Here is a 12,573-nt window from a genome sequence, read left to right as displayed (position 1 = left end):
CGCCCCTGTTTTATCTCTCACGTACAAATCCTACGAAGATGTTGGAGCTAACGTCCCTAAACAAAAAAAGGGGCGCAGCCCAATTAACTTGGTAAAAAATAATGCAAACGACAGAATTAGGAACATAGCCCTAAAACCTTCATCGAAAAAATAGGGAAAGATTGAATGAGGGGCGTAGCCCATGTATCTTCGTAGAAAATGTGTAATTACAAGAAAAAAAGGGCGTAGCCCTGACATCTTAAATAAACAAATATGGCAAAATACAGTTTCAGGGGCGTAGCCCATGCATCTTCGTAGAAATGAATAATTACAAGAAAAAAAAGGGCGTAGCCCTGACATCTTAAATAAACAAATATGGCAAATACAGTTTCAGGGGTGTAGCCCATGCATCTTCGTAGAAAATGTGTAATTACAAGAAAAAAAAGGGCGTAGCCCTGACATCTTAAATAAACAAATATGGCAAATACATACACCCAATTATATACCCAATTCGTTTTTTCGGTTAAAGGACGTGAAAACCTAATCAAAGAACGGTTCAGAGATGAATTAGAAAAAGTAATCTGTGGCATTGTTACCAACCAAAAATGTAAAACCTATGCCATCTATTGCAATCCCGATCATACACACATATTTATTGGAATGCATCCAACTATTTCCCCATCAAAATTAATGGAGCAAGTAAAATCGGGTTCTTCTAAATGGTTGAACGAGAAAAAATACATCCCCGGGAAATTTTCCTGGCAAGATGGTTTTGGTGCTTTTACCTATTCTAAATCGCATATCGATAATGTGGTAAAATATGTATTGAACCAACCGGAACACCATAAAAAACAATCATTTAAAGAAGAGTATTTATTGTTGTTGGAAAAATTCGACGTGAATTACAACCCTAAATATTTATTTGAATGGTATAATTAGAAAAGATTACAGGGCTAACGCCCCTATTGGATTGGTGCAGAAACTATCTGCTACGAAGATGCGTGGGCTACGCCCCTGTTTCTATCCCTCACGTACAAATCCTACGAAGATGTTGGAGCTAAAGCTCCTAAAAAAATCGGTGCCGAAACTATCTGCTGCGAAAACAGCAGGGCTACACCCCTGTTTTATCTCTCACATACAAATTATACAAAGATGTTGGAGCTAAGGCTCCTAAAAAAATTGGTATAGAAACTATCTGCTGCGAAGACATTAGAGCTACGCCCCTGTTCTATCTCTGACTCACAACATCGCCTCAATGACAACTCCATCCAGCTCAGTGGCAATCAACATTGACTCCTTCTCCAAACAATAAGATTTCGCTCTTCAATATTCCATTTACATCCTGATTTTACTATCTTACATCGAAAAAATTATGCTTATATGCGCCCATCATTTTATATTTATTGCTTTAACATCAAATATCTATTCAACTAACATTAATAAAGGACAATGAAAATGAATTTTAAACAAGTAGGAAAAGGATTGCTTGTTGCAGCCTTTACTACTACAATGTGTTTGCAGACAATGGCACAGGTGAATTACAAAAGCCGGGAAGAAATTCCGGAAAAGTACAAATGGAATTTCTCTGATATTTATGAAAACTGGGATGCCTGGGAAGCAGATTTTAAGGCAATTTCGGTTGATATGGAGGAAATTCTATCCTGCAAAGGAACACTTGGCGAAAGTTCTGAGAACTTGCTAAAGTTAATGACTGCGCAAGAGAACCTGATGAAAAAAGCTTACAAAGTTTATCAGTTTGTTTCGTTCCAAAGCACGGTTGATACACGAAATATGGACTTGCAGGCAAAACTGCAGAAAGTTGGACTTTTGTTTGCCGGTTTTGGACCTGTAACCGCCTGGATTTCGCCTGAAATGATTGCAATTCCTGAGGCTACCATGAAACAATGGCTTGCTGAAAACAAAGAATTGGACGTTTACAAATTCGAATTGATAGATATGTATCGTTTGCAAAAGCATGTTTTGAGTGAAGAATTGGGAAAACTGGTATCCTATTACTCTCAGGTATCAGAAACTGCAGGATCTGTATTTGAAGCTTTATCGACCGCTGATATCGAATTTCAGGAAGTGGAACTGTCGGATGGTTCGAAAGTAACTGTAACACCGGGAATGTACTCTCAAATTACTACCAACAACAGAAATCAGGAAGACCGTAGAAAGGCTTACGAAGCAATTTACGATGTATACTACAAGAATAAAAACACCTACGCCGCTATTTACAACGGTATTCTTCAATCGGAATGGGCAAATGCACGGGCCAGAAATTACGAATCGTGTCTGGATGCTTCCCTGGAAGGAAACAACATTCCGAAAGATGTGTATTTGAACCTGATTAAAACGGTAAAAGAAAATACGGCACCCGTTCAAAAATATTACAAGCTTCGTAAAAAGGTATTGGGTCTGGAAAAATACTATGGTTTCGACGGTTCAATCAGTTTGGTTGATTTCGACAAGAAATATCCGTACGATGAAGCTGTTAAAATCGTTACTGAATCAGTTCTTCCTTTGGGAAAAGAATATCAGGAAAAATTAAAAACAGCAACCGCCAGTGGCTGGCTGGATGTTTATGAAAATCCCGGCAAACGTTCAGGAGCATTTTCAGCCGGAGTTTACGGCGTGCATCCATACATGCTGTTAAATTACGATGAAACGCTTGAGTATGTTTTCACCTTGGCTCATGAATTGGGTCATACCATGCACACGACTCTATCGAACGAAACACAGCCGTTTACCACTTCGAATTATACGATATTTGTGGCTGAAGTTGCATCTACCTTTAACGAACGCCTGTTACTGGATCATATGATGGAAACAACAAAAGATCCTAAGGAACGCATTGCTTTACTAACTCAGTCGATTGAAGGAATTATCGGTACTTTTTTTGCACAAACCATGTTTGCTGATTACGAATATCAGGTTCATACAATGGTAGAACAGGGACAGCCTGTTAATGCAGAAATACTAACAAATACCTGGGGCGAAATTGCTGACCAGTATTACGGCGATGTTACTGAGAAAACACAGTATTCAAACTATCCCTGGACAAGAATTCCTCATTTTTACAACTCTCCTTACTATGTGTACCAGTATGCAACCTGCTTTGCATCGTCGGCTAAATTGTACAAAGATGTAACCGAGGGAAGCAAAACTGAGAAACAGGAGGCCTTGAAAAGATACATCACACTTTTGCAATCGGGTGGCAACAATTTTCCAATGGAGCAATTGAAAAAAGCCGGTGTTGATTTATCGAAACCGGAAGCGATGCTGGCAGTAATCAATCAATTGGACAAACTGGTTGATCAATTGGCTGTAGAGATTGAAAAGATTAAGAATTAAATCTATTTCGAAATAAATTTACAAAGGCAGTTCCATTGGAGCTGCCTTTTTTTTTGATGCGAATGCTTCTCTATGTCAAACTGTTTTCTTCCAATAAGGTGAGGCAGGGATGCCTGCTTTCAAATTATTTCTCCGTTTATTTTACAATTTCCCACTCCTCAATACCGCCTTCAATTACTCTGAAAAGTGGATGTGTCTTGATACTGGTTTCTTCTGCTAATTTTAAATATCTCTCTGGATCGCGCTGTTGCAGTTTCTTTAGCAGATGATTCCTTTCAAATTCTATTTGTCCGCCTGTTACAGGCAAAGCTGCAGGTTCATCATACAAATCGAACTTGTCTTTATTAAAATGATAGCCACGCCTGCACGATTCTTCGTAAACAGCTTCCAAATATTGATTGATACAATGAAGCGGCTTGCCGGAATTTTTAAACCGCAGCAACTGCGGATGATTTTTATAGCCTTTCGTTTTGCCCTCCAATACATTTTTAGCCAGCAGCGTTTCTCTCCAGAGCGCAAGCAATCCTTTTGTATCGAGATATTTAGGGTGTACCGACCAGATTCTCATAATGAGGATGTTAGTTGTTAGTAATTAAGAGACTGCCTGTTTTATTGTGTTTGCTACAGTCCAGACAGTTTCATTTTCAAAAGAATGAGAGCGAAATTCACAATCGAAAATGGAACAATGCTTACACGATTCGCTGTTGCAGGCATCCGTATGAATGGTAAAATCGATGTTATAAGGATAACACTCTAAGATTTTATTCACTACCGCATCTCCTTCTTTATGAGCATCGGCAATATTCATATACCAAGGCAGTGTCAAATCACAATCAATATGATAAGCATCTCCATATTTCACTAATTTTAAATTACTTACATCAATCCAGTTTTTGTTCCTGTTTTCCCACAGAATTTCGGTCATGTTCTTCAATAAGTTAAAATCGGCTTCATCCATTAAATTCGATGTAGTCTCTTTTAGAATTTTATAACCGGTATAAATAATGATAGACCCAAACAACATGGCAATGGCACTATCGAGCCAAGCTGCTTTTGTTAGCCACAGAAAACCCAAACCAACAACCAATCCTATGGTAGAATAAGTATCCGATTGTAAATGTTTTCCCCCGGCAACCAAGGCAATTGAATTGTGCTTTTCTCCGGTTTTAATGCTAAAGTAACCCAATATGTAATTTAGTAAACCTGCCAGAGCGACAATCAGAATTCCAATATCCAGTTGTTCAATTTCACGTGGATTAAACAGACGTTTCACCGCTTCGAAAATAATAACCAGACCAGCCAATACAATCAATATCCCTTCAATGGAAGCCGATATCGATTCTATTTTACCATGTCCAAAAGGATGATCGATATCTCGTGGTTTTAAGGCTACACTAATGCTATAGAGACTAATTAATCCTGTCGCCACATTTACAGTACTTTCTAAGGCATCGGTTAAAATCCCAACAGAATCTGTCAGGAAATAGGCTCCTGCTTTTGCAACAAAAATTAGTACGGAAAAAAATACAATTCTCCGCTGAACAATCAATTTTATCCTTTTATCATTTTTGTGCATATCTAAATTTATGGAATATATCGCATCTGCCCTATAAATATAAAGGTTTTTAAGAGACATCAACACCATCAGTTACAAATAGGTCCGGTAAACCGTGTTTCTGACTTACTTCAAAAAATAAAACCTTCGCCCAATCAGACGAAGGTTTTTGTTGAATTAGTAAATTTTATAAGACTGCAAAAAATCAAACCAAATCAAAACGGTCAAGATTCATTACTTTATTCCATGCCGCCACAAAATCTGCAACGAATTTCTCCTGAGCATCCGAACTTCCATAAACCTCGGCAAGCGCCCTAAGCTCCGAGTTCGAACCAAAAACAAGATCTGCACGGCTTGCTGTCCATTTTATTTTGCCGGTTTTTCGGTCGCGGCCATCAAATTTTTCTTTGTCCTCTGATGTTGGCATCCATGCCGTACTCATATCCAAAAGATTTACAAAAAAATCGTTGGTGAGCACTTCCGGACGTTTTGTGAAAACACCATGTCTGGAATTGTCGAAATTCGCATTCAATACACGCATACCACCAATCAAAACTGTCATTTCAGGAGCTGATAATGTTAACAGCTGTGCTTTGTCAATCAACAGCTCTTCTGTGGAAACTTTGTATTTTGTTTTTAAATAATTACGGAAACCGTCAGCAGCAGGCTCCAGCACTTTGAAAGATTCCAAATCGGTTTGTTCCAAAGAAGCATCCATACGTCCCGGGGTAAAAGGAACCACGGCACTACTGCCGGCGTCTTTTGCCGCTTTCTCAACGCCAGCGCATCCAGCCAACACAATCAGGTCGGCAAGTGAGACCTTTTTTTCACTCTTTTGAGCCTTATTGAATTCCTTTTGAATCTCTTCCAGTTTTCCTAAAACCTTTGACAATTGAGCTGGATTGTTGGCAGGCCAATCCTTTTGGGGAGCAAAGCGGATACGGCCACCATTGGCACCTCCACGCTTGTCGGAACCACGAAATGTTGAAGCTGAAGCCCATGCCGTTGCAACCAATTGTGAAACAGTAAGTCCCGATTGTAAAACTTTCGTTTTTAATCCGTCAATATCTTTCCCGTCAATCAATGGATGATTGGCTGCCGGAATCGGATCCTGCCAAATGAGTTCTTCTGCCGGCACTTCATTGCCTAAATAACGTAAGCGCGGCCCCATATCCCGATGTGTCAGCTTGAACCAAGCCCTGGCAAATGCATCGGCAAACTCAAGAGGATGTTCATAGAAACGTCTTGAAATTTTTTCGTAGACAGGATCGAAACGCAAAGAAAGGTCGGTAGTAAGCATGGTGGGAGCATGTTTTTTAGACGCATCATGAGCATCAGGCATTACATCACCTGCATTTTTAGCAACCCACTGCTTTGCTCCTGCCGGACTTTTTGTTAGTTCCCATTCGAAATTAAACAGATTTTCGAAAAAGTAGTAACTCCACTTCACAGGAGTTTGTGTCCAGATTACTTCCAAACCACTTGAGATTGTGTCGCCGGCTTTTCCTGTGCCAAAATTACTTTTCCAACCCAAGCCCTGCTCTTCAATGGCAGCAGCTTCGGGTTCAGCCCCTACAAGAGCAGCATCTCCTGCTCCATGGCATTTTCCAAATGTATGCCCACCTGCAATCAAAGCTACAGTTTCTTCATCATTCATTGCCATTCGGGCAAAAGTATCACGTATGTCTTTGGCTGCAGCAAGCGGATCGGGGTTTCCGTCCGGTCCTTCCGGATTTACATAGATTAATCCCATTTGAATGGCTGCAAGCGGATTATCTGTTTCGTCTGTGTCCAGTTTACGTTCATCATTATCCAGCCATTCGGTTTCCGACCCCCAGTACACATCCTCTTCAGGTTCCCATACATCTTCGCGTCCGCCTGCAAATCCGAAGGTTTTGAATCCCATCGATTCCAAAGCTGCATTCCCTGCAAGTATCATAAGATCGGCCCATGAGATTTTTTTGCCGTATTTTTGTTTGATCGGCCAAAGCAATCTGCGTGCTTTATCCAGATTCACATTATCGGGCCAGCTGTTTAGCGGTGCAAAACGCTGCTGTCCGCTTCCTGCGCCACCACGTCCATCGCCTGTACGGTAGGTGCCTGCGCTGTGCCATGCCATGCGTACGAAGAACGGTCCGTAGTGTCCGAAATCTGCCGGCCACCAATCCTGCGAATCGGTCATTAACTCATACAGGTCATTTTTGATTGCTTTTAAATCAAGGCTTTTGAATTCTTTGGCGTAGTTAAACTCTTCGCCCATTGGGTTTGATTTTGCATCGTGCTGCCGAAGAATATTGAGCTTTAACTGATTTGGCCACCAATCGCGATTTTTTGTGCCGCCAACACCAAAACTATGTTTTCCGCCTGCACCGGTTACCGGACATTTACTTATATTTCCTGAATCATTTTCCATACTAATTTATTTTAAGTGAAATTTTATTACTTATTGAATGTTCCCTTTACCTGAAGGACTATATCTTCTATTTTAAAACCCGGAAGATTCTTTTTTGCAAAATAATTCTGAAGCAGTTCATCCAGTTCTTCATCAACATAGTCTTTTATCACATCCGATTCCATGCAATACAAATGATGATGGCTTTTCATGACTCCATCGTAACGCATGATGTCATTTTCTGTTTTTACCTTCTTCACCAATCGATTGTCAACCAAAGCACCTAAAACTTTATAAACTGTGCCTGTGGCTATGTTTGGATGCATTTTTTTTATATAATCAATGATATTCTCCGCAGTCGGATGATTTTTTAGATTATAGATTGCTTCCAGAATTGCCATTCTTTGAGGGGTTACTTTCAAACCTCTTTCTGTCAGCTTATTTTTAATATCTTCTGTACTCATTTTATATTTTTACTATTTAGATGAGAATCATTCTCTTTTAGGAGTGACTAACTTACAACTTTTTTTCCTTTCTGCGAATTTTATTTTCAGGTAATTATCGATAGATTGCTCATCAGAAGAAGAAGATGACTGGTTCGCAGTCATAAGTAATCAATGAACGTTTCGCATAGGCTTTGTTACGTTCATTTTAGCTTAAAAAATTCATTAAAAACCAAACTAAGGACTGATCCTCTGTCATCTAAACAAAAAAAGGGAGGCAAAACATATAATAATGTTCTCCTCCCTACTACTAAACTTATGAAAAATATTTCTCTGCTAATTGTCAATTACACCTATTTTATCTGAGAACTGTCTATTTCGGCTCCCGATAATTTAATCTGGTAGGGCCATTGCTCCTCCTTACTATCATCATCCGATGCCCCCCATTTAAAAACAACAGGCCAATGTTCAGTAGGTGCACCACTTACAACCAACCACAAATATTCGGTATTTTCGGGCACTGTAAAAGATACGGTATCAGCTGCAGATTTAAATACATCTCCGTAAACACGACTGCCATCTTTCAGCGAAGCCAGAAATCCGTACCGCCAACCGGCTTTATCAATTTTAACTTTATTATAACCTTTGGCACCTGCAATTCCTTTAAAATTCAGAACAACTTTTGTTCCCATTTTAGGAACGTTCAACTTGATTCCATTGTATCCGTAATTCTGAGGACAATTTGATGCTGCAATTTGATACCATCCATTTCCTATGTCATTCAAAACGGTATAATGTTGATTGGTATATTGTTTTGCCACTTTCTCAATTCGCTTTAGATCCCAAGTGATGAATTTTCGTGAAGCATCAAACATCTCATCATTAAACTGATCCTGAGTTAATGAGTTCATCCGTTGATAGGTTGCAACAGGATCTTCGCCGTTTTTGGTTGCACGGCACAAGTTTCCAAAAAACTCTTTTCCATGCTTATCCGACCAATATTCCAACACATATGGTGAATGATACATGTTTGCAGGATGGAGAAATGCATAATGTGTTCCTTTCATAAAATCTACCAAATGATAATTTTCAAAAGTCATCCATTCCGGATACACCTGCCATAACATGTACTGCGCAGACATCTCAATAATCGGTCCTGTAGGCCCCGTTCCGCTGTCAGCACTGGAAATGTATTGAAAACTATGACCCATTTCGTGAGCTAATGCTCCATACGGTGCACGGTTAATTCTTGTTGCAGGAGTCCATAAAACACCCACTTTATCCTCTTCTCCACCGCCAAATGCAGTTCCCTCTTTACCTCCGAATACAAACATGAGTAACTTGTATTTATCTGACAATGATTTGCCTTTCTGCACTATCTTGAGATCATTTACATAGTAGTTGTAAAATCTTTCACATTCCTTAAGAGCTTCATTCGCATTAAAACGCTTTGTTTCATCAGCATTGGTCATCGGATTATCGCCAAATTCCTTATCCCAGAAAAGGGCTATATTCGCTGATTGTACCATTCGTTTGTAACAATATTTACTGGTATCGCAGCTGAAGTCATTACTATCCGGCACAAAATAAATTTCTGCAGGCAGATATAATTCCTTTTCAACAGCAGTCTGTTTCGATTCCATATTGCTCTTGTTGGCACAGGATGCTGAGAATACAGCCAACAAAATGATTCCTGAAATCTTCATAAATTTTGAATATGTCATGCTTATTAATTAATTCTCTATCAATACATTCATTAAAAAAAAACTAACTCTACAATCGAAATATTATTTAATTCGGGCCACAAAACCGCCTCCCTTAACCATTTTTACAGTCAGTTTCGATTGATTGCTTACTGATTTTTCTATTCTTTGATAATCTTCTGCAAATCGATTTGCATTAAGACCATCCTGCATGATAATTGCTTTTTTTGCACCTGAAGAAAGAAATGATAAATCCACGGTGAATTCTCTTTCAGTCTCATTATTATTCATTGCACCAATAAACCATTGGTCTCCTTTTCGACGGGCTATCACAAGATATTCTCCAACTTTTGCTTCCAAAACTTTTAGTTCATCCCATGTATTAGGTACACTGGCTAAAAAGTCAGTTGATTCCTGTTCTCTTTCGTAATTGGAAGGACTGTCGGCAAGCATCTGAATTCCGCTTTCGTAGGCAATAAAAAGTGCCAGTTGATGGCAACGTGTTCCCTGACTTCCCGGACGATAAAAGTTGAATTTATATTCTGTGGAGTTAAAATTACGCATCGCCCCGGGAGTAAAATCCATCGGGCCACATACCATTCTGGTAAACGGAAGTGTTAGCATGTGCTCAGGAGTAACATTGGCAGACCATTTACAATGTTCATTTCCCTGAACACCTTCGTAAGAAACTACATTTGGATACGCCCGATGCAATCCATTGGGCTTAAAGGCTCCATGAAAATCGACAAGCAGATTATTGCGGGCAGCTTCTTTGGCCACTTTTTCATAGTAATTCACCATCCACTGATCGGCTCTATCCATAAAATCAACCTTAATTCCTGCAATCCCCCACTCTTTGTATTTTTCCAATACAAAAAATTGATTTTCTACAGCTCTCCAACTAGCCCATAAAATTAATTTTACATTTTTTTCTTTGCCGTAACGAATCAACTCAAAAAGATCCAGTTTTGGATTTGGTTTTGAGATATCAGAAGTCGATACCGACCAGCCTTCATCCAGAATAACGTATTCCAAACCATTCCGACCGGCAAAATCGATGAAATACTTGTAAGTATCTGTGTTTAAACCAGCCTCAAAATCAACACCGTACAAATTGGAAGCATTCCACCAATCCCAGGCAACTCTGCCGGGTTTAATCCAACCGGTATTTTCAAGCTTATTCTCCGGAGCCAGTAAATAGACCAAATTTGATTCCATTAGCTGTGCATCTTTTTCTGAAATCACCATTAAACGCCAGGGAAAGCTCCGCTTGCCTGTTGTTTTAGCTATGTAATCCGCGCCTTTCACTATTTCACTTCGGCGATCACCAACAAGCTTTGTTTCCAAAGGATATGGAGGGAAAACCGCACTAAGAGTATTTGTTCCTGTTTTCTTTAGAAACATATGAGGATAGTCTGAAACATCAGCTTCCGTCATCAGCATTTTATATCCTTTTGAATGTTCAATCAGCAGCGGTAAAAATGTATTTTTTGAAGGTGAAAAATCATTTATTTTCACTTTTTGATAATCCGGTTCATAACTGCTTGCATATCCATCCAATGGAGAAGCCCACATTTTATAGTTATCTGCAAATTCAATTTTCGCTGTCTCATTTACTTCAACATCACCCTTGCTGTTTGTAACATAGCGGTAAGCCACACCATCATCAAAAGCGCGGAATTCAATGCTTAATTTGTTTTTAAATTCCAGATTTAACTGATTGTAATTATTTCTGATACTACTTTCTTTTAAAGCAACCACAGGGATTTCTATCTTGTCCTGCTTAGTAAATGAAGATTTCTTCAGCTTTGCATTTTTGCATAAATCTATATCACTAAAAGATAAACCGATATCTGATCGTTCAACAAACATCTGATCGTTCAACGAAACGGAATAATGAATGCCATTGGAAACATCAACACTTACAATTATTTTTCCATTGGGTGACTTTAGTTTGTATTGTGCACTAAGAAAGCTATAGCTTCCAAGAAATAAACACAATACAATAATTAGTTTTTTCATCTGTTTATAATTTTAAGTTTTTGTCAGATGGAACTCCCAAATTACACTCATTAACCTGTGTGTAATACTTTTTACATGGTCGTTTCATCTGTTTGGATTTAGTATACCTAAAGTTGCATATTTAACACATAATAACACCAATACATATGTAAAAAAAAGATGCACGTATGTGCATCTTCTGTTTAATTGAATGTTTTAGTAAATTACGATTAGCCACCAACAGTGGCACTTATGCCTTTTTCGGCGAAAATGGATTGAGCTAATTGTACCATTTCATCAGAGGGAGTTGCCAATTCCTCTGCTTTGTAAGCCGACCCCAGCTTTTGATGTTTTCCCTTTGCTATATCATGATAAAGCAACAGGTTCACTTCTTTTCGTTCCCAAAGGATAGACGATAAAAACGCTGCTTCATTTCTTAGCGTTTGTTCGTCAGCATTCACTCCATCAATAAAGGGTATACGAATAATAAAATCCTTACCTATTTCTGCCAACAGCTTTATATTTTTAAGAATCTGCGCGTTGGGAACTCCGGTATATTTTTGGTGCACTTCAGAATCCCAGGCTTTCAAATCAACCAAAAATAATTCAGTTCGCTTGGCCACATCAAGAACAACATCCGTATTCGCAAATAATGTAGTATCCACTACCCGATGAATGTCCTTTTTACCACAGAGATCGAGAAGTTCCAACAGTTTCTGAGAATGCATCAAAGGTTCTCCTCCTGAGAAAGTCACTCCACCTTTGGAATGATCAAAGAAAACGGTTTCCCTTTCGATAATTTTCATCAGATCAGCGGTGCTGTATTCACGCCCCGACATTTCGAGAGCTTTTGTTGGACAAACCTCAGCACATTTTCCACAAAGATTACACAATTCAACATTTGTTTCAATCCCATTTCTGGTTAAAGTCAGCGCATTATTCGGACAAACCTCTATACATTTAACAGCTCCGATGCATTTCGAAGCTGTGTACATCTTCTGCGCATAATCCAAAATACTTTCCGGATTATGACACCAAGCGCAGGACAAAGGGCAACCTTTAAAGAAAATAGTTACCCGAATACCAGGTCCATCGTTAATAGCATATCTTTTAATATCAAAAATCAGTCCTTTTCCCATTCAAGAC

General features: G+C 39.0%; 9 protein-coding genes. 2 read left to right on the top strand and 7 right to left on the bottom strand.

Annotation, left to right across the window (positions count from 1 at the left end):
- The first annotated feature begins 456 nt into the window (after positions 1 to 456).
- Positions 457 to 918, top strand: a complete 462-nt coding sequence (gene tnpA, locus QUH73_RS02065; protein ID WP_289528812.1) for an IS200/IS605 family transposase — start codon at positions 457 to 459, stop codon at positions 916 to 918.
- Between the two features lie 516 nt (positions 919 to 1,434).
- On the top strand, positions 1,435 to 3,333 hold the full coding sequence (gene pepF, locus QUH73_RS02060) for an oligoendopeptidase F (RefSeq protein ID WP_289528811.1): 1,899 nt from the start codon (positions 1,435 to 1,437) through the stop codon (positions 3,331 to 3,333).
- A 136-nt stretch (positions 3,334 to 3,469) separates the two neighbouring features.
- Here the strand turns inward: pepF and QUH73_RS02055 are convergent, their stop codons facing one another.
- From QUH73_RS02055 to QUH73_RS02025, 7 genes are all read right to left on the bottom strand, one after another.
- Positions 3,470 to 3,901 (bottom strand): pyrimidine dimer DNA glycosylase/endonuclease V, encoded by a 432-nt coding sequence (locus QUH73_RS02055; protein ID WP_289528810.1) that lies wholly within the window; start codon positions 3,899 to 3,901, stop codon positions 3,470 to 3,472.
- Between the two features lie 24 nt (positions 3,902 to 3,925).
- Positions 3,926 to 4,909 carry a cation diffusion facilitator family transporter gene (locus QUH73_RS02050; protein ID WP_289528809.1) on the bottom strand — a complete coding sequence of 328 codons (984 nt, stop codon included), beginning with the start codon at positions 4,907 to 4,909 and terminating at the stop codon, positions 3,926 to 3,928.
- Positions 4,910 to 5,093: 184 nt separating this feature from the next.
- A complete protein-coding gene (gene katG, locus QUH73_RS02045) occupies positions 5,094 to 7,301 on the bottom strand; it encodes a catalase/peroxidase HPI (RefSeq protein ID WP_289528808.1) in 2,208 nt (735 codons plus the stop codon).
- Between the two features lie 26 nt (positions 7,302 to 7,327).
- Entirely contained in the window at positions 7,328 to 7,744 is a 417-nt protein-coding gene (locus tag QUH73_RS02040; protein ID WP_289528807.1) for a Fur family transcriptional regulator, read from the bottom strand.
- A 332-nt stretch (positions 7,745 to 8,076) separates the two neighbouring features.
- On the bottom strand, positions 8,077 to 9,447 hold the full coding sequence (locus QUH73_RS02035) for a DUF6055 domain-containing protein (protein ID WP_289528805.1): 1,371 nt from the start codon (positions 9,445 to 9,447) through the stop codon (positions 8,077 to 8,079).
- A gap of 63 nt (positions 9,448 to 9,510) precedes the next feature.
- Positions 9,511 to 11,448 carry a glycoside hydrolase family 97 protein gene (locus QUH73_RS02030; RefSeq protein ID WP_289528804.1) on the bottom strand — a complete coding sequence of 646 codons (1,938 nt, stop codon included), beginning with the start codon at positions 11,446 to 11,448 and terminating at the stop codon, positions 9,511 to 9,513.
- 209 nt (positions 11,449 to 11,657) lie between these two features.
- Positions 11,658 to 12,566 carry a glycyl-radical enzyme activating protein gene (locus tag QUH73_RS02025; protein WP_289528803.1) on the bottom strand — a complete coding sequence of 303 codons (909 nt, stop codon included), beginning with the start codon at positions 12,564 to 12,566 and terminating at the stop codon, positions 11,658 to 11,660.
- Positions 12,567 to 12,573 lie beyond the last annotated feature (7 nt).

Source organism: Labilibaculum sp. K2S (assembly GCF_030372765.1).
Taxonomy (GTDB): Bacteria; Bacteroidota; Bacteroidia; order Bacteroidales; family Marinifilaceae; genus Labilibaculum.
The sequence above is the reverse complement of the archived record's forward strand: the minus strand, read 5'-3'. Positions and strand labels throughout refer to the sequence as shown.